This window comes from Paenibacillus glycanilyticus (assembly GCF_023715145.1).
GTDB classification, from domain to species: domain Bacteria; phylum Bacillota; class Bacilli; order Paenibacillales; family Paenibacillaceae; genus Pristimantibacillus; species Pristimantibacillus glycanilyticus_A.
Window position 1 is genome coordinate 1 of sequence record NZ_JAMBNP010000018.1, and the last position, 23,205, is coordinate 23,205.

28 protein-coding genes, 2 rRNA genes and 1 riboswitch are annotated in these 23,205 nt (G+C 50.1%); of the genes, 28 read left to right on the forward strand and 2 right to left on the reverse strand.

The window, feature by feature from the left end:
• Positions 1-125: ribosomal RNA gene (locus M3194_RS28710) — 23S ribosomal RNA — on the forward strand; the annotation flags it as partial.
• Positions 126-197: 72 nt separating this feature from the next.
• A 5S ribosomal RNA gene (gene rrf / locus M3194_RS28715) occupies positions 198-314 on the forward strand.
• 52 nt (positions 315-366) lie between these two features.
• Here the strand turns inward: rrf and M3194_RS28720 are convergent.
• Positions 367-897: a transposase gene (locus tag M3194_RS28720; protein ID WP_251657590.1), complete on the reverse strand. Its 531-nt coding sequence runs from the start codon at positions 895-897 to the stop codon at positions 367-369.
• A 187-nt stretch (positions 898-1,084) separates the two neighbouring features.
• On the opposite strand from M3194_RS28720, the gene M3194_RS28725 reads away from it, so the two are divergent.
• From M3194_RS28725 to rsmI, 10 genes are all read left to right on the forward strand, one after another.
• Positions 1,085-1,276: a sigma factor G inhibitor Gin gene (locus M3194_RS28725; protein ID WP_251657591.1), complete on the forward strand. Its 192-nt coding sequence runs from the start codon at positions 1,085-1,087 to the stop codon at positions 1,274-1,276.
• Between the two features lie 83 nt (positions 1,277-1,359).
• Positions 1,360-2,838: an aminotransferase class I/II-fold pyridoxal phosphate-dependent enzyme gene (locus M3194_RS28730; RefSeq protein WP_251657592.1), complete on the forward strand. Its 1,479-nt coding sequence runs from the start codon at positions 1,360-1,362 to the stop codon at positions 2,836-2,838.
• A gap of 109 nt (positions 2,839-2,947) precedes the next feature.
• A complete protein-coding gene (gene tmk / locus M3194_RS28735) occupies positions 2,948-3,601 on the forward strand; it encodes a dTMP kinase (RefSeq protein WP_251657593.1) in 654 nt (217 codons plus the stop codon).
• 61 nt (positions 3,602-3,662) lie between these two features.
• The gene (locus M3194_RS28740; RefSeq protein ID WP_012772016.1) at positions 3,663-3,992 is read left to right on the forward strand and encodes a cyclic-di-AMP receptor; all 330 of its coding nucleotides are present in this window, start codon (positions 3,663-3,665) and stop codon (positions 3,990-3,992) included.
• A gap of 16 nt (positions 3,993-4,008) precedes the next feature.
• Positions 4,009-4,452: a YaaR family protein gene (locus tag M3194_RS28745; RefSeq protein ID WP_251657594.1), complete on the forward strand. Its 444-nt coding sequence runs from the start codon at positions 4,009-4,011 to the stop codon at positions 4,450-4,452.
• 70 nt (positions 4,453-4,522) lie between these two features.
• Positions 4,523-5,500 carry a DNA polymerase III subunit delta' gene (holB, locus tag M3194_RS28750; RefSeq protein ID WP_251657595.1) on the forward strand — a complete coding sequence of 326 codons (978 nt, stop codon included), beginning with the start codon at positions 4,523-4,525 and terminating at the stop codon, positions 5,498-5,500.
• 4 nt (positions 5,501-5,504) lie between these two features.
• Positions 5,505-6,314, forward strand: a complete 810-nt coding sequence (locus M3194_RS28755; protein WP_251657596.1) for a PSP1 domain-containing protein — start codon at positions 5,505-5,507, stop codon at positions 6,312-6,314.
• 32 nt (positions 6,315-6,346) lie between these two features.
• Positions 6,347-6,766: an initiation-control protein YabA gene (locus M3194_RS28760; RefSeq protein ID WP_251657597.1), complete on the forward strand. Its 420-nt coding sequence runs from the start codon at positions 6,347-6,349 to the stop codon at positions 6,764-6,766.
• A 71-nt stretch (positions 6,767-6,837) separates the two neighbouring features.
• On the forward strand, positions 6,838-7,533 hold the full coding sequence (locus M3194_RS28765) for a tRNA1(Val) (adenine(37)-N6)-methyltransferase (RefSeq protein ID WP_397334392.1): 696 nt from the start codon (positions 6,838-6,840) through the stop codon (positions 7,531-7,533).
• Positions 7,534-7,576: 43 nt separating this feature from the next.
• Positions 7,577-8,458: a 16S rRNA (cytidine(1402)-2'-O)-methyltransferase gene (gene rsmI, locus M3194_RS28770; protein WP_251657598.1), complete on the forward strand. Its 882-nt coding sequence runs from the start codon at positions 7,577-7,579 to the stop codon at positions 8,456-8,458.
• A gap of 122 nt (positions 8,459-8,580) precedes the next feature.
• On the opposite strand, the gene M3194_RS28775 is transcribed toward rsmI, so the two are convergent.
• Complete coding sequence (locus tag M3194_RS28775; RefSeq protein ID WP_012772023.1) at positions 8,581-8,835, reverse strand: AbrB/MazE/SpoVT family DNA-binding domain-containing protein; 255 nt, start codon at positions 8,833-8,835, stop codon at positions 8,581-8,583.
• Positions 8,836-9,119: 284 nt separating this feature from the next.
• Between M3194_RS28775 and M3194_RS28780 the strand changes: the two genes are divergently transcribed.
• The 16 genes from M3194_RS28780 (at position 9,120) to pth (ending at position 23,199) form a co-directional block, all read left to right on the forward strand.
• A complete protein-coding gene (locus tag M3194_RS28780; protein ID WP_251657599.1) occupies positions 9,120-10,415 on the forward strand; it encodes an HD domain-containing protein in 1,296 nt (431 codons plus the stop codon).
• Between the two features lie 30 nt (positions 10,416-10,445).
• Positions 10,446-11,219: a TatD family hydrolase gene (locus M3194_RS28785; protein ID WP_251657600.1), complete on the forward strand. Its 774-nt coding sequence runs from the start codon at positions 10,446-10,448 to the stop codon at positions 11,217-11,219.
• A gap of 183 nt (positions 11,220-11,402) precedes the next feature.
• A riboswitch (cyclic di-AMP (ydaO/yuaA leader) is annotated at positions 11,403-11,611 on the forward strand.
• 240 nt (positions 11,612-11,851) lie between these two features.
• The gene (locus M3194_RS28790) at positions 11,852-12,985 is read left to right on the forward strand and encodes a ubiquitin-like domain-containing protein (RefSeq protein WP_251657601.1); all 1,134 of its coding nucleotides are present in this window, start codon (positions 11,852-11,854) and stop codon (positions 12,983-12,985) included.
• 154 nt (positions 12,986-13,139) lie between these two features.
• On the forward strand, positions 13,140-13,685 hold the full coding sequence (gene rnmV, locus M3194_RS28795) for a ribonuclease M5 (RefSeq protein WP_251657602.1): 546 nt from the start codon (positions 13,140-13,142) through the stop codon (positions 13,683-13,685).
• Positions 13,686-13,690: 5 nt separating this feature from the next.
• The gene (gene rsmA / locus M3194_RS28800; RefSeq protein WP_251657603.1) at positions 13,691-14,584 is read left to right on the forward strand and encodes a 16S rRNA (adenine(1518)-N(6)/adenine(1519)-N(6))-dimethyltransferase RsmA; all 894 of its coding nucleotides are present in this window, start codon (positions 13,691-13,693) and stop codon (positions 14,582-14,584) included.
• Positions 14,585-15,175: 591 nt separating this feature from the next.
• Positions 15,176-15,310, forward strand: a complete 135-nt coding sequence (locus M3194_RS31380; protein ID WP_285889632.1) for a hypothetical protein — start codon at positions 15,176-15,178, stop codon at positions 15,308-15,310.
• Positions 15,311-15,494: 184 nt separating this feature from the next.
• Positions 15,495-16,394, forward strand: a complete 900-nt coding sequence (yabG, locus tag M3194_RS28805) for a sporulation peptidase YabG (protein WP_251657604.1) — start codon at positions 15,495-15,497, stop codon at positions 16,392-16,394.
• A 155-nt stretch (positions 16,395-16,549) separates the two neighbouring features.
• Positions 16,550-16,825, forward strand: coding sequence for a biofilm formation stimulator Veg (veg, locus tag M3194_RS28810; RefSeq protein ID WP_012772031.1), 276 nt, complete (start codon positions 16,550-16,552; stop codon positions 16,823-16,825).
• A 138-nt stretch (positions 16,826-16,963) separates the two neighbouring features.
• Positions 16,964-17,152 carry a small, acid-soluble spore protein, alpha/beta type gene (locus M3194_RS28815; RefSeq protein ID WP_311292416.1) on the forward strand — a complete coding sequence of 63 codons (189 nt, stop codon included), beginning with the start codon at positions 16,964-16,966 and terminating at the stop codon, positions 17,150-17,152.
• Positions 17,153-17,271: 119 nt separating this feature from the next.
• On the forward strand, positions 17,272-18,126 hold the full coding sequence (gene ispE / locus M3194_RS28820) for a 4-(cytidine 5'-diphospho)-2-C-methyl-D-erythritol kinase (RefSeq protein ID WP_251657606.1): 855 nt from the start codon (positions 17,272-17,274) through the stop codon (positions 18,124-18,126).
• 81 nt (positions 18,127-18,207) lie between these two features.
• Positions 18,208-19,035: a pur operon repressor gene (purR, locus tag M3194_RS28825; protein ID WP_251657607.1), complete on the forward strand. Its 828-nt coding sequence runs from the start codon at positions 18,208-18,210 to the stop codon at positions 19,033-19,035.
• Positions 19,036-19,156: 121 nt separating this feature from the next.
• Complete coding sequence (locus M3194_RS28830) at positions 19,157-19,552, forward strand: RidA family protein (RefSeq protein WP_091190625.1); 396 nt, start codon at positions 19,157-19,159, stop codon at positions 19,550-19,552.
• 129 nt (positions 19,553-19,681) lie between these two features.
• On the forward strand, positions 19,682-19,966 hold the full coding sequence (spoVG, locus tag M3194_RS28835) for a septation regulator SpoVG (protein ID WP_012772036.1): 285 nt from the start codon (positions 19,682-19,684) through the stop codon (positions 19,964-19,966).
• A gap of 431 nt (positions 19,967-20,397) precedes the next feature.
• Complete coding sequence (gene glmU, locus M3194_RS28840) at positions 20,398-21,798, forward strand: bifunctional UDP-N-acetylglucosamine diphosphorylase/glucosamine-1-phosphate N-acetyltransferase GlmU (RefSeq protein ID WP_285889633.1); 1,401 nt, start codon at positions 20,398-20,400, stop codon at positions 21,796-21,798.
• Between the two features lie 59 nt (positions 21,799-21,857).
• Entirely contained in the window at positions 21,858-22,508 is a 651-nt protein-coding gene (locus tag M3194_RS28845) for a 50S ribosomal protein L25 (RefSeq protein ID WP_251657608.1), read from the forward strand.
• 130 nt (positions 22,509-22,638) lie between these two features.
• Complete coding sequence (gene pth / locus M3194_RS28850; protein WP_251657609.1) at positions 22,639-23,199, forward strand: aminoacyl-tRNA hydrolase; 561 nt, start codon at positions 22,639-22,641, stop codon at positions 23,197-23,199.
• Positions 23,200-23,205 lie beyond the last annotated feature (6 nt).

A 23,205-nucleotide genomic window follows, 5' to 3' on the forward strand; every position in this document is an offset into this window, starting at 1 on the left:
CCCCCCTCAAGATGAGATTTCCCAACTAGTAAGACCCCTTGAAGACGACGAGGTTGATAGGTTCGGGGTGGAAGCACAGCAATGTGTGGAGCTGACGAATACTAATCGGTCGAGGGCTTATCCTAAAGACTTAAAGAGTTACAAACTTTCGCATCCAGTTTTCAGGGCGCAAACCCTTGAATAAGCTAACGCTTACGTTTGGTGGCGATGGCGGAGGGGAACCACGCGTTCCCATACCGAACACGACCGTTAAGCCCTCCAGCGCCGATGGTACTTGGACCGCAGGGTCCTGGGAGAGTAGGACGTCGCCAAGCAATGAGAAGCCTGCCGCATTACGCGGCAGGCTTTTTGTTTTGTCCGGGTTTGTTATTGATGGTAGTAGGAAGCTTCGTTTCGCTGAAGGCGGAGAATGCCGTCTTTATTTTGCTTGCGAAAGGCGAGAGACAGGAGCATCCGGGGGATAATGAGCCATAAATGCCAGCAGAAGATGCTGATTAGGAGCGATGGCTTAATCCATGGATACATAACGGCAACGGCACAGATGCCAATCCAGAAGAGATGGCGGTGTACGCGGCGGTATAAAGCGAGACGAATGTCATTGGCGGGCTTGAAGCCAAACCACGGAGGAGTGATCCCCCATATCCAGCGCCGGTCTACGGCGTCCTCAACGCGTATAAAGGCAAGCAGCAAAATGATAAGATGGATGACTTGAACGATAGCAAATCCGAAGAGCCAGCTGAACAGGCCGTCCATACCGTACATAAGAAGCTGAAAGGCAAGGAGAATGGCGGCAATAAGGATATGGCTCTGGACAAGCTCGGGGCGTATAACCTTTCTTCGGACAAGCTTATATTGATAAATCGTGGCTGCTTGCTGTTCCAATAAGGATTGACGCATGTTGAACTTCCCTTCGTAAATAGGAGTAAAGAATTTACTCTTAAGTATATCGGCAAGTTTGGATTCACCAATTAGGCGAATGCCGCATACGATATAGAAATATTTGAAATGGGCTATGAAACAAGTATAAACCGCTAGAATATATGCCATAATAATAGTTATAGGATGACAGAAAGGCGGGAATGTTATGATAGAGGATCGCGGGCTTCATTGCATTATATGCGGGGAGCATAAAGCCGAAGGTGAAGGAATCCGCATTGTGTCGGAGTTTATTTGCGAGAACTGTGAATCGGAGATGGTTCGCACAGATGTAAAAGACGCCAAATATCCTTTTTTTATTCATCAAATGAAACAGATCTTTATTGAAAAAAACGCCTGAGCGGAATCTCTCATAGGATGCCGCTCTTTTTTTGTGCCAAAATCCGTTACAATAGATGAAAAAAAAGATAGAAGGTTATTGCCGTGAATCGATTGCATGCTCCTTTATTTGAAGCACTAGTAAGGCATTATGAGACGGGCCCGGTTAGTTTTCATGTTCCAGGACACCGCTTTGGTCAAATAGATGAAGAGGGACAATCCATAGAGAAGAATTGGCTGTCTACAATTATGAAGCTCGATGTAACGGAACTGTCGTCAACGGATGATCTCCATCATCCTGAGACTTTTATAGCTGAGGCGCAGAAGCTCGCCGCTCGATGTTTTGGCGCGGAAGAGACTTATTTCCTGGTAGGCGGGAGCACGTCGGGTAACCTGGCGCTGATCCTTGGGGTATGCGAGCCCGGTGACCTGATCATCGTTCAGCGTAATGTCCATAAGTCGGTTATCAACGGATTAAGGCTTGCGGGAGCCAGAGCGGTATTTCTTATGCCTCGGATAGATGACGAGACGGGACTTGCTACTCAACCTTCTCTGGAGGATATCGAGCAAGCCCTCGAGTTGTACCCGGAGGCTAAGGCAGTTATGCTGACGAATCCGAATTACTATGGGATGACTACGAATCTAACAAGCTGCGCAGAACTCGTACATCGCTTTAATAAGCTGCTGCTCGTTGATGAGGCACATGGCGCTCATTACGGGCTTCATCCGTCTTTTCCGCAGTCGGCAATACAGGCTGGGGCAGACGCGGCCGTTCAGTCCACGCATAAAACCCTGTCCGCATTAACGATGGGTGCCATGCTGCATGTGCAGGGAGAGCGTATTCCCCGAGATTCTATAAGAGAAGTACTAGCTGCCATTCAAAGCTCCAGTCCTTCATTTCCAATAATGGCTTCCCTTGATATTGCTCGGGTTATGGTGGACCGCTATAAGTCGGACTGGTTTCAACCTGGCGTTGCCACAGCTCAGGCGTTCCGGGAGTGGATTGAAGATGCAGACGGAGCACTAAAGGTTCTGCGTGCAGGGCATAAAACAGAAGCATACGATAAGCTGGACCCGCTCAGAATCGTTTTATGGGACCGAACTGGGACTATAACCGGCTTTGAGCTGCAGAAAAAATTAGAGGGGTATGGCTGCTGGGCGGAAATGGCGGATACCCGGCATGTTGTGCTGGTATGGGGAAGCCGCACGACGGATGATGACAGATTCAAGCTGCAGGATGCATGTGCTCATATCGAGCAGTGGATCATGTCCCAGCCAGCCAAGAGCGGGGCAACGAAAGTTTCAGATGGCTTTTATCCGGGTAATGGTACTCCAAGTCAGCTAAAGCCGGTAGAATTTAGCCGGAAAAAGAAGGAGCACCATAGAATTCCATTAACCGATGCGGAAGGCTGCGAGTCAGCGGAAATGGTCATCCCTTACCCTCCCGGCATACCCGTTATATATCCGGGCGAGACGCTGACGAACGAAATGATCGGATGTATTTCGACATTAGCGGCTACGGGGGCCAAATTTCAGGGAGCAGTCGACAATACCATGCGGACAATTGCCGTATATTCTCGCTAATTAGGTGAAAATAATTGTACAAGGGTATTCGCTTTGTTATAACTTTGTTAGAATATATACTATACACAAGTATAGTCATCAGTAGCTTTAGGTTAGGAGTCATACGAGCTTGAATAAGGGAATCTTTATTACCATAGAAGGCGGCGAAGGTGCCGGCAAAACAACACTGATTGAGCAGCTGGCGCATACGATGCAGCAGCGGGGCAAAACCGTCATAACGACCCGTGAGCCGGGCGGCATACCCATTGCGGAGCAGATCCGCTCCATTATCCTGGACCGCACCCATACAGGCATGGATGCCCGTACGGAGGCTTTGCTGTATGCGGCTGCAAGACGCCAGCATCTCGTCGAAAAGGTCATGCCGGCGCTTGAGGGCGGTCAGCTCGTTATCTGTGACCGTTTCGTAGACAGCAGCCTGGCTTATCAGGGCCATGCCAGAGGACTTGGGATGGAGGAGGTATGGTCGATCAACCGGTTTGCGGTCGATGGAGCGATGCCTCAGCTTACGATCTACATGGATATTGATCCGGAAGTTGGATTAGCCCGGATCAAGTCGGCGGGAGAACGCGAAGTTAACCGCTTGGATCTGGAATCGCTTGCTTTTCACCAGCTCGTTCGGGAAGGCTATCATAGGCTGCGCGAGCAATTCCCGGAGCGTATCGTGCAGGTAGATGCAGGAAAAGCGGCAAATGTTGTGCTGGAAGAAGTTATTTTGACGATTGACCGCAGATTTAAAGGATTTTTCGCTTCTGATGTGAAATAAACAACTTAGGAATGACTTTGTGCCTGTTCTATTAACCTTTAACCAAATGGGAGGAATGAGGATGAAATTAGTCATTGCGATTGTACAAGATAAGGACAGCAACCGTCTGTCGAACGCCCTTGTGAAGGATGGCTTCCGTGCAACCAAGCTTGCAAGTACGGGGGGGTTCCTCCGTGCCGGTAATACAACCTTTATGATTGGTATTGAAGATGAGCGGGTTCATGAAGTATTGCAAGTAATCAGCTCAAACTGCAAGGTGAGAGATCAATTGGTTACGCCTGTATCTCCAATCGGGGGCTCGACCGATTCGTATATTCCTTTCCCTGTAGAGGTGCAAGTAGGAGGCGCGGCCGTATTCGTCGTTCCTGTTGAGCGATTCGAACATTTCTGATGGAGCGTGTTAAGCGATGAAGATCGATCAAAGCTGGCGTCCGCTTGGCCAGAACCGCACGGGCGGAGACACGGCTACTAAGCCTGCTCCGGCTAGGAGCTTCTCCGATGCCATGGTACAGCAGGATGCTCTGCGGACACAGGAACAGCTGCAGCAGAAGCTTGATGAGATTCACAAGCAAGGTGAGCGATTAGCCAGAACCATGACGGTCCGCGAGCTGAAAATGTATCGGCATATGGTGAAGCGGTTCCTTGAGGATACGGTTAAGCGCGGAATCGGGCTGAAAGAGCTGCGCGGCTTTGATCGAAGAGGCCGGACCAAGCGATACAAGCTGCTGGATGAGATAGATTCGGCGCTGGTGTCGATGGCCGAGGAGCTGCTGGACAGCGAACAGGGCAGAATTGATCTGCTTGGCCGGATCGGAGAAATACGCGGACTTCTTATTAATTTGTTGTTTTAGACAAGTGTAAACGGCTGCGCCGACAAAGCTTATAAATTCTTAGCGTGTAAGAAAGGGTAAGGAAGCAGCAATGAGCATGGAACAAGTGGCCGGCCAATGGAAAGCAAAACGAATATTAAAGCATGCGCTGCAGAGCGGAAAGGTATCGCATGCTTATTTGTTCTACGGTCCTTCCGGTACGGGAAGAAAGGCTATGGCAAGAGCCTTCGCCAAGGCGTTATTTTGTACGGCTGGCGGGGACGACGCTTGTGATCAATGCCTCGAGTGCCGGAAGTTCGATAATGGAAACCAGCCGGATCTGCTGACCATTACGCCTGACGGACAATCCATTAAGATCGATCAAATCCGCGAGCTTCAGCGAGAGCTTGCTTACCGGGGAAGCGGATCCTCGAAGAAGGTATATATTGTCGAGCGAGCGGAGACAATGACCCTTCAGGCAGCAAACAGTCTGCTCAAGTTTCTTGAAGAGCCGCTTTCTCCTATTGTAGCCATACTGATTACGGATAATGGACAAGCCGTTCTTCCAACGATCCGATCAAGAGCGCAGTGGGTACCATTCCTGCCCTTCTCCTCTAGCGAAATGCTTAAGGCTTTGGTCGATGAAGGAGCTTCGCCTCTTCTGGCACGCGCTGCCGTCGAGCTGAGCTCGGGACTGGACGGTGCTAGAGAGATTATCCAACAGAATCAGTTTGCAGAAATCAGAAACGTAGTGATACAATTAGGGAAGGAGAGTCTGACCCGATTCACCGCGGGAATGCTCACCGCTCAGCAGCAATTTTTTAAAACGGACCTTGCAGGCGAGGTACAGCTGTTGCTGTCCTTATTTGTATTATGGTTCAAAGATATGATTCAATTTCAGGCCGGAAGGCAGGAAAGTATTGTTTATATAGATCAGTTGGATTGGATCAGCAAGCATGCGTTCAACCGCCCGATCGAGAGTTGGATCTCTTGTATTGAGCATACGCTTGAAGCGGGCAAGCGAATACGTTCCAACGTATCCCCGCAGCTTGCTATCGAGCAACTATTGGTAAACCTACAGGAGGGCTAAATCCTTGTATAACGTTGTCGGAGTCCGCTTTAAAAAAGCGGGCAAGATTTATTACTTTGATCCGGCCCTGCACCCCGTGGACAAGGACCAGCATGTTATTGTCGAAACGGCCAGGGGGATTGAATATGGCAAGGTCGTGGTGGGACAGAAAGAAGTTGGTGAAGCAGACGTCGTCCTGCCGCTGAAGAAAGTGATCCGAATTGCCAGCGAGGTAGATGCTAAGGTTGTGGAGGAGAATCGTGCCGCCGCGAAGAACGCATTTGCTACTTGTTTGGACAAGATAAGAGATCATCAGCTTAAGATGAAGCTGGTTGACGTGGAATTTACGTTCGACCGCAATAAAATTATCTTCTATTTCACAGCTGAAGGAAGGGTCGACTTCCGGGAGCTTGTAAAGGATCTGGCTAGCGTGTTCCGTACACGGATTGAGCTTAGGCAAATCGGTGTACGCGATGAAGCGAAGATGCTGGGAGGCATCGGACCTTGCGGGCGCGTATTATGCTGCTCGTCCTGGCTGGGAGATTTCGAACCGGTGTCGATCAAGATGGCCAAGGATCAGAACTTATCGCTCAATCCTACAAAGATATCGGGGTTATGCGGCCGTCTTATGTGCTGCTTGAAATATGAGCATGATAATTACGAAAGCGTGCGGGAGGAGTTACCTTCCGTCGGGAAAATTGTCGTCACGTCTTATGGCGAAGGCAAAGTAACGGGCATCAACGCTTCCACGAAGTCTGTGTACGTGCAGTTGTTCGATGTGTCGGGTAAACCGAAGGAGCTGCCGTTCGACGATGTGGTTGTGAAGGAACAATGAACGACTACGTTTGAAAGCTCTGGGGTGAAAGCTTGGAGAACAAAGAAATCTTTAATCAAATGGAGCAGTTAGAAAGCCGGATGGGTGATTTCCATGTTCATCTTGGCGTTCTGAAGCAGCGGGTCAAAGAGCTGCTGGAAGAAAATCAGCAGCTGAGCATGGAAAACGAACAGCTGCGCAAAATATTGAAACGCGAGACGTCGCCGAAGCCAAAGTCCGCTGCTAGTCGCCCGGAAGGACAAGCTGCTGCTCAGCCTGCCCGCCGTGAGATTGCAGCTCATGCGGAGGAAGATACGGTTAACGATACATCGCAGCAAGCCGGTCTCGTCGGTGAGGCGCATGATAATTTGGCTAGGCTGTATCACGAAGGATTCCACATTTGCAACGTGTATTACGGGCATTTGCGGACAGAAGGAGATTGCTTGTTCTGCTTATCCTTCCTTAATAAATAACAGAACATTGTAAGCATACCGTCCTTGGCTGTTGAGGGCGGTATCTTTATGTTAAGGGAGTTAGGTCAATAGTGCTGGAAGTAAGATTGGAGCCAAATGAACGAATTGATGATTTGATGACGGAGACGGGTCTGCATATTATCCAAAGCAGGGAAGTATTCAGCTTTTCCCTGGATGCCGTGCTGTTATCCAAGTTCGCTACCATTCCAAAGCGCGGGCGGATTCTTGATCTCTGTACAGGTAACGGGGTCATCCCTATGCTGCTGACGACAAGAACCAATGCGCATATTGATGCCGTGGAGATTCAGCCAAGACTGGCTGATATGGCAAGGCGCAGCGTAGAGATGAATAAGCTTTCAGAGCAGATCTCAATTATTGAGGCCGATCTGAAAGTTTTCATGAAAGAAGCGGGTAATGGTATTTATGACGTCGTTACGGTCAATCCTCCATACATGGCGGTAAAAGCCGGAGACTCCAATGAGAACGATCATTATGCGATTGCGCGTCATGAGGTGCACTGCACGCTGGATGACGTTGTACATGCTTGCGCACGGCTTGTCCGTTCCGGAGGGAAAGTTGCAATGGTTCACCGGCCCTCCCGATTCATTGATATTATGGAGACGATGAGGAAGTATCGGCTTGAGCCGAAGCGCGTCCAGTTCATCCATCCGAATGCGCAGGGCGAAGCAAACATGGTATTAATTGAGGCAATACGTGACGGCAGGCCGGAGCTTAGATTGCTGCCGCCCGTTTTCGTATACGAATAATCGACAGGCAGCAGATGCGTGACAGATGAGAAGGAGCGGGCAAATGGTACGGATTCAAAAGAGCTTTAAAGAGCAGACGGAGCACGGCATTCTATACTTGGTGGCAACGCCAATCGGCAATTTGGAGGATATGACGTTCCGGGCCATCCGGACGTTGAAGGAAGTACAGCTTATTGCGGCAGAGGATACTAGACAAACGCGCAAGCTGCTTACTCACTTCGAAATCTCTACCAGACTGGTGAGCTATCATGAGCATAATAAACAGGCGAGCGGCAGCGAGCTTATCCGTCTATTAATAGAAGGACAATCTATTGCGTTGGTCAGCGATGCAGGCCTGCCTGCGGTCAGCGACCCAGGCGCGGATTTGGTTAAGGATGCGGTTGAGCAGGGGATTAAGGTCGTGCCTATACCAGGTGCGAACGCAGCATTATCGGCGTTGATCATTTCGGGACTGCCAACTGATCAGTTCATGTTTACCGGATTCCCGCCTAGAGATAAGAAGCCCCTAGCGGAATGGCTGACCCGCCTGCAGCGACAGGAAGGGACGCTAATGATGTACGAGTCTCCACATCGCCTGAAGAAGACGCTTGACGCGATGCTGGAGCATTGGGGTGACCGGCGGATCGCAATGGTAAGAGAGCTGACAAAGCGTCATGAGGAGGCAGCACGCGGAACCATATCGGAATGTATCGCTTTTCTGGAGGAGAATCCGCCTCTCGGGGAGTACTGCCTTATTATAGAAGGTGCAGCTGCCGGGACCGGAGATGCAGGGGATAACGGAGAGACATGGTGGACGTCGCTTGAGCTTGAACAACATGTGACCCATTATGAGAACGAAGGCTTAGATCGTAAAGAAGCGATAAAAAAAGCGGCGCAAGACCGCGGCCTGCCGAAGCGGGAAGTCTATAACGCAGTAAATCGATAGATTACTGCGTTATTTGGGCAAAAAAAGACCTTCCTGGCCGGGTTCTAGCACAGGAAGGCATCAAGGAGTATAAAAAGGTTAGAATTAACAAGTTAGTGTATTTCTATTATAACCTATATTTCTTATTTTGTCACAGGAGAAGGCATTTCAGATAAACAAATATGGCAAACAATTTTGCCTTTGAAGTAAGAAACGTTTTCCGCATTGCCGCAGAAGATACATGCAGGCTCGTATTTCTTGAGCATAATGCGCTCGCCGTCTACATAAATCTCCAGAGCGTCTTTCTCGCCAATACCAAGCGTACGGCGCAATTCAATAGGAATAACAACACGACCCAATTCGTCGACTTTACGAACAATACCAGTAGATTTCATCATGATTTTGTTTCTCCTCTCAGGAAATTACATTTCGTCACTATTCGACATAGTTTTTCTTTTTATGGCTACTATAATACCAACGATTCCCATAATAGTCAACCGGAAAACTCTTTAGTAGAACGCAATAGACCTTTTACTTACGGGAATTTGACTCTATAGCAAGGTCATATTAATCTTACTATAGCATACAACAGCTTCGACAATTTGGAAACAAAATTACGACACTATTCGACATTCTATCACAGTTTTGTGTCGAAACCATGAACAAGGAGTTGATAGGGCGAATGAATCAGCAACTGACCGAAGAGAAAGTATTTAAGGATCCGGTTCACAAATATATTTACGTGCAGGATCAAACGGTTTGGGATTTAATCAACACGAAGGAGTTTCAGAGGCTTAGACGAATTCGCCAGCTTGGAACCTCTTATTTGACGTTTCATGGCGCAGAACACAGCCGGTTCTCCCACTCGCTTGGGGTTTATGAAATAACGAGGAAAATCATCTCGCAGTTCGAGCGTAACGAGTATCCGGGCTGGCCGCAGGAGGAAAGACTTCTGGCGCTATGTGCAGCCCTACTGCATGACGTCGGTCACGGTCCGTTCTCCCATTCGCTTGAGCAGGTATTTGATACCCACCATGAGCAGTGGACTTGTGCGATATTGCTGGAGGATACGGAAGTAAACCAGGTACTGCGCCGTGTGTCTCAGGACTTCCCGGAGAAGGTAGCCTCGGTAATCAGCAAGACCTATCCGAATCCGATTGTTGTGAGCTTGATCTCCAGTCAGATGGATGCGGACCGAATGGACTACTTGTTGCGGGATGCTTATTTCACGGGGGTTAATTACGGCAACTTCGATCTGGAGCGTATTCTGCGCGTCCTGCGGCCTGTTCAGGGGAAGATTGTCGTGAAGGATAGCGGCATGCATGCCATTGAGCATTACCTGATGTCCCGCTATCAGATGTACTGGCAAATTTATTTCCATCCGGTGACGCGGAGCTCGGAAATTATTTTGCGGCAAATTACCCGCCGGGCGAAGGAGTTGTACGAGAGCGGCTACAGCTTTGCGTGGATGCCTGGACCAATCAACAAACTCCTCGACGGCACGATTACGGTACCGGATTATTTGAAGCTGGATGAGGCGTATATGCAGACGATCTTCTCGCTCTGGACCGAGGAGCAGGATACGCTGCTTGCCGGGCTGTGTGACCGCTTCCTTAATCGTCAGCTGTACAAGTACATTACGCTTGATGATCCGGGGGATTCTTTATTAGAAGAAGCAGCTCGCCAGTTCATTGCTATAGGGCTTAATCCGGATTATCACATGGAAATTGATTTTCCGTTTGACCAGCCTTACGACATTTATCGCCCGGATGCGAAAAAAGGCGGGAAAGAGGAGAAAGCGCCGATTCTGCTGCTAAGCGAAGATAACAGCTTAAGCGAAATATCGGTGAAATCCGACATCGTCCGTTCCATCAGCGGCCTACACCAAGGCCAGTACCATATCTATTATCCGCTTGAGTCTCTCCTTGCTGCGGCTGATCACTTAAGCCCGGCCGTGAGGGAGTTATTCAAAATTTAAACCTTATTATAGAAGGAGCTTGCAGCTAAGATGATTTCTTTATTCGACACACACACCCATCTGGACGCTTCACAATTCGACAACGACCGTGCCGAGGTTATCGAACGGGCACGAGCCGCCGGTGTCGATTTAATGCTTAATATAGGCTTTAACCGGGAGACGATCCCAACAACGATGGAGCTTGCGGAAAAATATGATTTTATCTATGCGGCGGTTGGCTGGCATCCGGTAGACAGCGTCTTCATGGAGCCGGGGGACCTGGAATGGATTGAGCAGCTGTGCTCCCATAAGAAGGTAGTGGCTATCGGGGAGATCGGACTCGATTATCACTGGGATACGTCTCCGAAGGAAGTTCAGCAACGGGTATTCCGGGAGCAGATTCGGCTTGCAAGGAAGCTTGGCAAGCCAATCGTAATCCATAACCGGGATGCTCATGAGGACATTGTCCGCATTCTGAGAGAGGAGAAGGCCTCCGAAATTGGAGGGGTCATGCACTGCTACTCGGGCAGCTGGGAAACGGCCAAAATGTGCCTCGATATGAACTTCTACATTTCGTTTGGAGGACCGGTCACTTTCAAAAATGCAAGGGTGCCAAAAGAGGTGCTTGCGAAGGTTCCGCTTGACCGTCTGCTTATCGAAACCGACTCCCCTTATTTGGCTCCTCATCCATTTAGAGGAAAGAGGAATGAGAGCTCATATGTGTCTTTAGTCGCAGACGCCGCAGCCGAGATAACAGGAAAATCTAAGGAGGAAATCGCAGTTATTACAAGCACAAACGGTAAAAAATGTTTTGGTATTGTTTAAAAACGGTCTAAAACCACTGAAATAAAGACTATAGCCGCGATAAAACTCTTTTTACGTGTTAGAATCGCCCATATTTGCCTTCAGAATGCTAAAATTTCGTTAAAATCGTCTTTTAACGCGTCTTTACAATTGTACGGTCGTGAAGGTATGATTTTTCTCAGAGCTTTAACTTTTGTATTGGATTTCCAGTTTACGCTTAATCTCCGGAAGCGGAGAGCGGGGGAACCAACGTCAGCAGATGCATGATTAAGACGTCTTGAAGCATCGGCGGCGTATTGAATTCTTCAGGGGTGAATTTTGCGGCGATTGCCATGAGCATTCGTTCCGCGGATAGGGCAGCTCTCTCGCCCGAACCCGTCAGCTAACCTCGTAAGCGTCTATAGAGAGCGATCAACCTCGTGTATTCACCTTTTCCTGAATGTTTGATTACCCAGGAAGCCACGATCAGATCCTCTGTCGAAGGCTTCTTTTTATTTTCGATTTAAGCGGAAATAGTCTTTCGGTGGGTAGATCTGGGAGGTGGGAGGCCGTAACACTGGAGCGTGCTCGTCACGCCAATATACTTAATAGTCGCGTCAATAGTATCATGCGTAACAGATTGGCGGCGGGGCTATGAAGGAGGACCGATAGAAGTGGGCATGATTCAGGCTAGGGAGACCCATGGGAAGCGATCATCCAGCATGACTTTCGCAATGCGATGGAAGCATGAAAATTTGCGTTTAATTGTTCTGAGTGCAATTATCTCAATCGCTATGACTTTCATGTTTTTGGTGTTGTTGTACGGATCGGCTGATAAGAGCGTATCCGTAGTAGTGAATGGACAAGAGACTGTTGTAAAGACAAAACAATGGGTCCTGCAACGCCTACTGGATGAACAAGCTATAACGGTTGGACCCTATGACGAGGTATCTCATCCTCTGAATGCGTCCATCAAAGACGGAGACCGCATTGAAATCAAGTACGCGGTTCCGGTTACCGTAAAAGCAGATGGCAAAACATCGACGGTGTACACGACAGAGAAAACAGTACAGGCGGCGATCGGGAAATTAAATATTCCTGTTCGCGATCAAGATAAAGTTTCCCCGTCTCTGGCTACCACCATTTCGGACGCGATGACCGTTACCGTTACCCGCGTCGATACCAAGGTGGCGGAGACTGAACGGACTTTGCCGTTCTCGATCGTGAAGAAGCAAGATCCTACCCTTGAGCAAGGGAAGGAGAAGCTGGTTCAATCCGGCAAAAACGGCCTCGTGATCGAGCGAGTGGAGAAGAAGTATGAGAATGGCGTTCTCGTTTCCTCCAAGCTGGTCGATAAGGTCGTGCAGAAGCATACGGTTAGTCAGGTCGTAGCTATCGGCTCGAAGAAAAACGTACATACGCTCTCGGCCGCGAGCAATGCCTCGTTTACCAAGAGCGGCGTGACGTTTAAGGCAAAGAAGGTCTTGAAGAACGTTACTTTAACCGCTTATTCGGCGGGCGTGGCGTCTACGGGCAAGAATGAGGACCATCCGGGGTACGGCATTACGGCTTCCGGTGCGAAAGTGAAGGAAGGCCGCACGATTGCGGTGGATCCGGATGTTATTCCAATCGGCTGGTGGGTATACATCGAAGGCATTGGCTTCCGCAGAGCGGAGGATACCGGCAGTGCAATCAACGGCAATAAGATTGACGTTTACTTCGACAGCACAAGCTATGCCAATAAGTTCGGCCGGAAAAAAGGGTATACCGTGTATGTGCTTGGACCAACTAAGCCTTCCGCGAGCTAATGGCTTTCCGCTATCGTATTTCATTGATATTTATGCCATTATAAGAAGAGGCGCTGCCTCTTCTTTTTGTGTGCATGGAGATGCTAAGCAAGCTGCATATTATTGACGGTGAAAGAAGAGCGAAAGTTGCTGCTTTAGAAAGGAATGTACGCTTGTGATCAAGGAAATTATTGTGGTGGAAGGCAAAGACGATACAGTCGCCGTGAAGCGGGCTGTTGATGCCGATACGATTGAAACAAATGGCTCTGCGGTCGGTGAGGATGTGCTGCGCCGGATCGAGCTGGCGATGGAACGCAGAGGCGTTATTATATTTACGGACCCTGATCATGCGGGCGAGAGGATCCGCAAAATTGTCGCGCGGCGCGTGCCGGGCTGCAAGCATGCTTTTCTGCCGCAGGAGAAGGCGATGTACAAAGGCGATATCGGAATTGAGAACGCGAGCCCTGAAGCGATCCGTCAGGCGCTCTCCGAGCTTCGGACGGAGATGGCATCCGGAGAAGGGGATATTACCTGGGATGACCTGATGGCTGCGGGGCTTATCGTTCATCCGGATGCGGCTAACCGTCGTCTGCAAATGGGCAAGCTGCTCGGTATCGGGTATGCTAACGGGAAGCAATTTTTCAAGCGGTGTACAAGCTTCCAAATCTCCCGCGAAGAGTTTGCAGAGGCTCTGCGCACGATGGAACAGGGACAGGAGTGAATGGTATGAGCGGAAACGATATAAAGGCGATTGAAGTTGCAACACCGAAGCGCACGAAGGAAATTATTGCGAAGTACGGCTTCTCGTTCAAGAAGAGCTTAGGTCAGAACTTCTTGATCGATCAAAATATTTTGAACAAGATTGTAAGTGCTGCAGGGCTCGACAAGACAAAAGGCGCCCTTGAGATTGGACCGGGCATTGGCGCGCTGACGCAGCATCTGGCTGCTGAAGCGGGCACGGTAACGGCGATAGAGATCGATAACCGGCTTATTCCGATTCTGGGCGACATCCTGGCGGGCGAGGAGCATGTAAAGGTCGTTCACGGCGACGTGCTGAAGCTCAATCTGAAGGAGCTGTTTGAGGAGCGTTTCTCGGATGTAACGGGCGTAAGCGTAGTGGCGAACCTACCGTATTACGTGACGACTCCGATCCTGATGAAGCTGCTCGAAGAACGTCTGCCGCTGGAGAACATCGTCGTGATGATTCAGAAGGAAGTGGCGGAGCGGATGGCGGCGAAGCCGGGCGGCAAGGAATATGGCAGCCTAAGCGTTGCCGTGCAGTATTACTGCGAGCCGCAGCTAGTCTGCATCGTGCCGCATACGGTATTTATTCCGCAGCCGAACGTTGACTCGGCTGTGATCAAGCTGGCGGTACGCGAGAAACCGCCGGTAGAGGTAGAGGACGAGGCGCATTTCTTCCGCATTGTCCAGGCGAGCTTCGCCCAGCGCCGCAAGACGCTGGCGAACAATCTTACGGCGTTCGTGGGCAAGGAACGCCGCGAGGAGATGACGCAGCTGCTGATCAGCTGCGATATTGATCCTGTCCGTCGAGGAGAGACATTGTCCCTCGACGAATTCGCCCGCATCAGCCGCGCCTTTCTGGCGGCGGGCTGGCGGTAGTATGCTCGGCCTGCATTAGCGGCCGAGCTTTGGGTCGGCGGCGAGCTGTTAGCGCCGCCGGCTTTTTTTGTGCGGGCGCGCGCCGCTATTGCGCGGCCGTTGCCCTCCGCCCGCCGCGGCATGGCGGGCGTGGCGCTGAGAAGCGACAAGGCAGCCAGAAGCGCCTTATCGTGGCACTCGCTCTCTCCACGCACCATCAGGTACCTCTGTAGCCCGGAAAATGCCTGCTACAGCGTGCTAAGTTCTCTCCACCCATTAACAATGTGTCCGTAACCCGGAAAATGCCTGCTACAGCCCACTAAGTCATCTCTACCTACCATCAATGTGTCTGTAGCCCGGAAAAGACTCTGCTACAAAAGGCTAACCACTCTCCCACACCATCCGATGCCGGTCGAGTACTCCATCCCATATAGATCGCCAAAAAAAGTGATTGCCCGGGCAATACAAGCATTCCGAATGAAAGATGGTTGATTATTTGGAACCCCGTCAGTCTGTCTGTACTTACCTATCACGAGGCAATACTTGAGGTTAGATTTCACTTATGGTACTGAGCATCATATGTGCGGGTGAAGCCCGCTTGAGCTACTCTGCATGAGAGAGCACCTACATGCCCCTTGGTCCCGCAATGCCGCCGCACAAGGCACAGCTGTTTGGGGCAGTCAGCCGCCTCCAAATGGAAAAGTGGAGGCGAGGCAGCTGAGCAGTACTGGCTGCCGCAAGGAGTAAGGGGCAAATCCCCTTTAATGGCAAGGCATATGCTTTCGAATTAACTTTCCTTCGGAAATTTTACGCGTCAGCCTTTGCCAGTACACTGCCCGTGTCCCTTAGTCCGGCACCAGGAGCCCAACCTAATTTTCTCCGCACATTCCTCCCTTTCCACCCATACGATAGACGAAGAGGTGATTCACCCATGAAGCAAGGGGACCTGGTCGTCCGCAAATCCTATGGCGGTGACGTGCTGTTCCGAGTTGAAGATATGCGATCCGATAAAGCATTATTGAAAGGCACGGATTACCGATTGCTTGCGGATGCGCCAATTCCCGACTTGTCGGTCGTGGATGACCCGGAATCGACAAGCGCGCGGCAGCAAGTGCGGATTAAAGTAAACGATTCTCTCAAACGCATGCGCCAAGAAAAGGCGCATCTGACCGTTTTATCGGGCCAAGATTATGATCGGGCTGCTTTGCAGCAGCAAAGCCAGTCTTATTTTGAGTTGCCAGGCAAGGTGCTTCATTTGGACGGGGACGGAAATTACTTACGGAAAAGCATGCAGCTGTACCAGACGATGAAGGTACCCGCGCACGGCGTGCATGCCCATGAGTCGCAGATGGCTCAGCTGCTGTACCGTCTACTGCCGCAGGTAAAGCCGGATATCGTGGTCATCACCGGTCATGATGGCGTCCTCAAAAACCGCGAGGGTGAAGATCTGTACAGCTTGAGCAGTTACAAAAACTCGCAGCACTTCGTGAATGCGGTGCGTGTTGCCCGTCAATACGAAAAAAACATGGATGGGCTTGTCATTGTGGCTGGTGCCTGCCAATCCCATTTTGAAGCGCTCTTGCAGTCAGGCTCCAACTTCGCAAGCTCGCCGGGAAGAATCTTAATCCATGCTTTGGATCCCGTTTATATTGCGATTAAAGCGAGTTATACCTCGGTTCGCGAGTCGATCAATCTCTCGGATGTGATTCACGGAACCATCAGCGGGATTGACGGAGTAGGCGGAATAGAGACGATGGGGCGGCATCGGATGGGGCTGCCAAAGCCCAAAAAAGTGACCCAATCGACCGCGAGTATGAAGATAACGTCTTAATATGTACAACTTTTAGCTGATTATGCATGAAATTCGTTAAATTGGGCGAAAACACCGTTGACAAGAAAATAAGATCGCTGTTATAATATTTTGCTTCATTTGACAAACCTCCTCTTTCTGGTTATAATGGACAAGGAAAGAGGTGGTAGTGGACAATGGCAAAAAACGCGCTATTGGAAATTAAACGCAATTTGGAAGCTCATGTAGGCTCCAAAATCCGTCTTCGAGCTAACGGCGGCCGGCGCAAGACAATCGAACGTACCGGCACGTTGGAAGAAATCTACCCTTCTGTTTTCATTGTCAAACTGGATCAGGAGTCTCACGCGTTTAAGCGCGTTTCCTACAGTTATGCGGATATACTGACAGAGTCGGTGGAAGTGACCGTATGCAATGATGAAGGTCAAGTCCGAATCACCCATATTCAACAATAAATGCATGCAGCATGCTTAAACGCGGATCCAGGGGATTCGCGTTTTTTTTCATATCCGGTTAATGCTGAATAAGCAATGCCCGGCCTAGCACATACTAAAGCGCAATCACACACTTTTCTTAGGACGGGAGGTGCACGGATTATGGGCCGCAGAAGAAGTGTCATGTCCGAGCAACTGAAATATGAATTGGCGAAGGACCTCGGTTTTATCCATAAGGTAGAGCAGGAGGGCTGGGGCGGTATTAGCACAAAGGATGCGGGCAATATGGTAAAAAGAGCGATCCAGCTCGCAGAGCAGGCAGCAGCCAGATCTCATGGACAGCAATAACAAGCAATGAACGCAAAGCTAAGAGAGCGGGGCGCTTTAGGCCAGCGCTGGCCTCTTAGCTTTTCTTGTGCCCGTTTGTTATAATGTTGCTTAGCTAACAACGAACGGGAGAGCTTGCCATGAAAATTTACGAAAAGGCTCCGGCAAAAATTAACCTGCTGCTCGATGTCCTGCGGAAGCGGGATGACGGATTCCATGAAGTCGAGATGATCATGACGATGGTCGATCTGGCCGACCGTCTGGAGCTCGAGGAGCTGCCGAGGGACACGATTATTATATCGAGCCAGGCTGGATACATACCGCTGGATGAGAAGAACCTGGCCTTCCAGGCCGCGCGTCTGATCAAGGAGCGTTACGATGTCCGCAAGGGCGTATACATTCATTTGGACAAAAAAATACCGGTAGCCGCAGGACTCGCCGGAGGCAGCAGCGACGCTGCCGCTGCATTGCGCGGACTAAACCGCCTATGGCAGCTTAACATCTCGGAGGACGAGCTGTGCCGCCTTGGAGCGGAGCTAGGCTCCGACGTCCCTTTCTGCGTGACTGGCGGTACAGCCATTGCCCGCGGGCGCGGAGAAAAGCTGGAGCGGATCAGCAATCCGCCGCAATGCTGGGTTGTGCTGGCCAAGCCTCCAATTAACGTATCGACGGCCGATGTATACGGCAAACTGCGCGCAAATGAGCTGAAGAGCCATCCTTCCACATCGGATATGGTATCGGCCATTGAGCGAGGCTCCTTCTCGGATATTTGTGCCGGACTTGGCAATGTGCTCGAGGATGTGACCCTGGATTTATATCCGGAAGTGCTGCAGCTGAAAGAAAGCATGCAAAAGCTAGGTGCCGATGGCGTCCTGATGTCGGGCAGCGGGCCAACCGTATTTGGTCTTGTGTCGAAGGAAGCCAAGCTTCCACGTATCTATAATGGGCTTCGAGGATTCTGTAAAGAAGTCTACGTGGTAAGAATGCTGACATAATGCTGACGTTTTTCTTGATTAAATCCGTATAAAAATGTTATATTGACTTTATATTATTCGGATTTAGTGGGGGGAATGGCTTTGAAAAAATTGAAGCGAAGTGCAAGACTGGTAGAGATGACGCAATATTTGCTGAGTCGTCCCCACACGTTAATTTCGTTAACAGCATTTGCTGACCGCTATCAGTCTGCGAAATCTTCCATCAGCGAAGATTTGGCCATTATAAAAGAAGTGTTCGAAGAAGAGGGCTTCGGTGAATTAAATACGCTTGCCGGTGCTGCAGGAGGCGTGAAGTATACGCCTAAGATGCATACCTCTACAGCTTTATCGATTATGGACAACATTTGCCGCCAGCTGGAACAGCCTGAAAGGGTACTTCCGGGCGGTTATTTGTATATGACCGATATGCTGGGACAACCGGAGCTATTGGCTGATATTGGACGAATGTTCGCGACGGCATTTGCTGATCGAAATATTGACGTGATTATGACCGTAGAGACCAAAGGAATCCCGCTTGCGTATGCAACGGCTGCCTGTCTCAACCTGCCGGTCGTTATTGTAAGACGCGATAATAAAGTGACGGAAGGCTCGGCGGTAAGCATCAACTATGTTTCCGGTTCCAACAAACGGATTCAGACGATGTCGTTAGCCAGACGTGCCCTGAAGGAGCAGTCCCGCGTCCTGATTATTGATGATTTCATGAAGGCCGGGGGAACGATTCAAGGAATGATGGATCTGCTCTACGAATTCAAAGCAACCGTTGCGGGTGTTGGCGTATTCGTGGAATCGGGCGAGGTGGAGCACGAAGAGCGCTTGCTCGAGGATTATGTATCGCTTGCGACACTGACGGCTGTTGATCTGAAGACTAAACAGACGAAGGTTATTCCTGGCAACTATTTCAAAAAATAAGAAGTATATGTTTTATTTATACAGGGCTTATATTTCACTCGCGAAACGGATGTTGCCCCTCCAAGGGAAGGAACAGCCGTTTACTCTTGAATCACAAATGCAGAAAGGTTGGGAATTCGTGATGACAAGCAAGAAGCTGCAAGTAATCGCTACTGATAAAGCGCCGGCTGCAATCGGGCCGTATTCGCAAGCTATTAAAGTGGGGGACCTGCTGTTCACATCGGGTCAAATTCCGTTAGATGCATCGGGTCAATTGGTAGAAGGCGGAATTGAGGAGCAAACTCACCAGGTTTTCCGTAATTTACAGGCAGTACTGGAAGAAGCGGGAGTAACATTAAATAATGTTGTAAAAGCAACAGTATTTATGAAAGATATGAATCAATTTGCAATCGTAAACGGCATCTATTCTTCTTACTTTGGCGACCATAAGCCAGCACGCTCAGCCGTTGAAGTGGCGCGGCTTCCGAAGGATGTCCTTGTCGAAATCGAGCTCATTGCATCGACTGTTGTCGAATAGAAACGAAAAATAATTAATCTTAAAAAATTATTTTAAATATCGCATTTTTTTCCAAAAAAATAGAAGGAATTTGCACAAAAGTGTGGAAGTATACACCAAGTCTCAGATAGGCAAAGGTGGTGAACACAAGTGCAAATTACTGATGTCAGACTCCGCCGCGTAAATTCGGAAGGGCGTATGAAAGCTATTGCATCCATTACGATTGACAATGAATTCGTTGTTCACGATATTCGCGTCATCGATGGTAACAATGGCATGTTTGTGGCTATGCCAAGCAAACGTACGCCGGATGGAGAATTCCGGGATATCGCTCACCCAATTTCTTCGACAACCCGGGAGAAAATCCAAGCTGCTGTACTCGCTGAATACGAGCGTGCGGCAGTGGAAGAAGTTGCAATTGAAGAAGGAGCTTAAGCCTATTCTCTAAGTAACGGATTACGTCCCGGTTTGGGACGGCAGCGCCGTTTCCAACGGGGGCTAATAGAAAAGAGGGCCGAGAGGCTCTCTTTTCTTTTTGTGTATAATGGGATATAGTCTTTAGCAAGGTGAAACGGCTAGCGCTGGTTATGGAGGTGTGGCGCGTTTCAATCCGGAGAATTCTAAGCCCGTTATAGGAACAACCCTATAAGTCCTTAGAATTCAAGGTGAAACGGTCAGCGCCGGTTATGGAGGCGTGGCGCGTTTCAATCCGGAGAATTCTAAGCCCGTTATAGGAACAACCCTATAAGTCCTTAGAATTCAAGGTGAAACGGCTAGCGCCAGTTATGGAGGCGTAGCGCGTTCAATATAATCGAAATTATAGATGCTTATTAATTAAACAAGATAGAGTGTAGGAGGAATTACGTTTGAAAGTGATGGCGATTGTACTGGCTGCCGGACAGGGCAAGCGGATGAAATCGAAATTATATAAAGTTCTTCATCAGGTAAGCGGCAAACCGATGGTGGGTCACGTGCTTGATACAGTTAATGAAGCAAAGAGTGAACGGACCGTTGTAATCGTAGGCCATGGAGCCGAAATGGTAAAAGGCTTCCTCGGCGACCGTGCGGAGTATGTCCTGCAGGAGCAGCAGCTTGGCACCGGCCATGCTGTACGCCAGGCAGAGGCGCTTCTGGGATCGGAAGAAGGCACTACTATCGTTATTTGCGGCGATACGCCGCTAGTGCGGGCGGAGACCATTCAGTCGATGCTCGAGCTTCATCAGTCGAGCGGCGCGGCAGCTACGGTGCTGACGGCTTCTTTTGACAACCCGACGGGTTATGGGCGCGTTATTCGCGGCGCAGACGGCGCTGTAGAGCGCATTGTTGAGCAGAAGGACTGCTCGGCAGAAGAAGCGGCTATAAAGGAGATCAATACGGGCACGTATTGTTTCGACAATAAGAAGCTGTTTGCCGCCCTGGCAGAAGTGAAGAACAGCAACGCCCAAGGCGAATACTATTTGACCGATGTGATCGGCATCTTCCGTCAAGCAGGGGATTCGGTGCAGGCTTACTGCACGCCGGACCTGGCAGAAGCTATCGGGGTGAACGACCGTGTCGCGCTTGCGGAAGCAGAGCGTTACATGCGTGAACGCATTAACCGCAAGCATCTGATTGAAGGGGTAACGATTATTGACCCTGCTAATACGTATATTGAAGCAGATGTGCGCATCGGAGCAGATACGATTATATATCCGGGTACAATTCTGCGCGGCAAGACGGTTATTGGCGAGGATTGCGTAATTGGGCCTCAGGCCGACATTACGGATTCGGAGATTCATAACGGCGCGGCAGTGAAATATTCGGCCGTTGCGGAATCCGTCGTTGGGAAGGACAGCTCTGTAGGTCCGTATGCGAACCTGCGTCCGGGCTCGAAGCTTGGCGAAGGCTGCAAGATCGGCGATTTTGTCGAGCTCAAAAACGCAACGCTTGGCGATGGCAGCAAAGTATCTCATCTAAGTTATGTTGGCGACGCGGTAGTTGGCAAAGACGTTAACATCGGGTGCGGGGCCATTACGGTCAATTATGATGGCTTCAACAAAGCGATCACCGAGATCGGCGACAATGCTTTTGTAGGCAGCAACGTTAATCTGATTGCGCCTGTAAAGCTTGGCGATGGCGCATATGTCGTAGCTGGCTCTACGATTACGCATGATGTTCCTTCCGGCGATCTGGCGATTGCCCGCCAGCGTCAGGAGAATAAACCGGGCTATGCGGATAAGATCCGCGCACGCGCGAAAGCGAAGAAAGAAAGAAGCAAGAAAGAATAGGTTTTCCAGCGGTTGGGCAAAGTGATATGGAAATTGACTTTTAGGAGGTCTCTATATCCATGTCCATACCGATGATGGCAGAACCAAGAATCACGAAAATGAAAAGCGAGCTCCGCAGCTTGCGCGCGAGCGGCAGAGTGCCTGGTGTAGTCTACGGCAAGCAGATTGCTTCCCCGGCTTCTATCGCTATACAGGAGAAGGAGCTGCTTGCCCTGCTGCGCTCTCATCCCAATGCGGTAATTGATCTCGATATTCCGGGTGCAGGCAAGCAATCCGTCATGATTGCGGAGGTACAGCGCGAGAAGCTGTCCCATAAGCTGCTTCATGTTGATTTCCAACAAATCAATATGAACGAAGAAGTAACGACGCATGTACGCGTCGATCTGGTAGGCGATTCGCAAGGCGAGCGTGAAGGCGGCATTGTGCAGGCTCTGCTGCATGAGCTGGAGGTGCGCTGCCTGCCGGGAGAAATACCGGATTCGATCCCGGTTGATGTAACAGGCCTTCTGATGGGCAGCAGTTACCTCGTAGGGGACGTTGAGGCACCAGCGGGCGTGACGATTGTAACGGACCCGTCAGCCGTCCTTGTTACCGTTCTGGTTCCTCAGAAGGATCTGACGGCTGAAGAGGCGGAAGCGCAGGAAGTTGAAGCGAAGGAAGCCGTGTCGCGCTCAACGGAAGCGCAGATGCACGAGGTCGAACACGCATAAGGAAGCAACAAGACGAACGGTATCTGCCCTTTACGGGAAGATACCGTTTCTTCCTTTCGTGCAGGGAATGCCGCCCATCATGTAGAATAAATATAGACATACGTAAAACGAGATTGGAGAGCAGGATAGCATGAAGTGGATTGTAGGGCTGGGGAATCCCGGCACAACCTATCAAAGCACGCGGCATAATGTAGGTTTTATGGTAATAGACGAGCTGGCGCGGCGCTGGAACATCTCAGTGACGCAAAGCAAGTGCAAGGCGCTGCTCGGCGAAGGCAATGTGCAAGGTACGAAGGTAGTCCTTATCAAGCCGATGACGTATATGAATCTGTCCGGGGAATCGGTTCGGGGATTTATGGATTACTTCAAGGCTGATCTCGAGGATGGAATGATCGTCTATGATGACATGGATACGGAGATCGGCAAGATCCGCCTTCGTTATCAGGGCAGCGCAGGCGGCCATAACGGCATTAAGTCGCTCATTCAGCATCTGGGCACGCAGCAATTCAACCGGGTCAGAATGGGCATCTCACGGCCGCAGCCGGGACGCAACATTGCCGACTATGTGCTGGATAACTTTCCGAAGAGCGAGCAGGAAGCGCTGAAAGGCATGATTGAACAAGCTTGCGACGCGGTGGAGTTCTCCCTCAAGGCTAGCTTTGACAATACAATGGCCAAGTTTAACAAGTAACCGCCT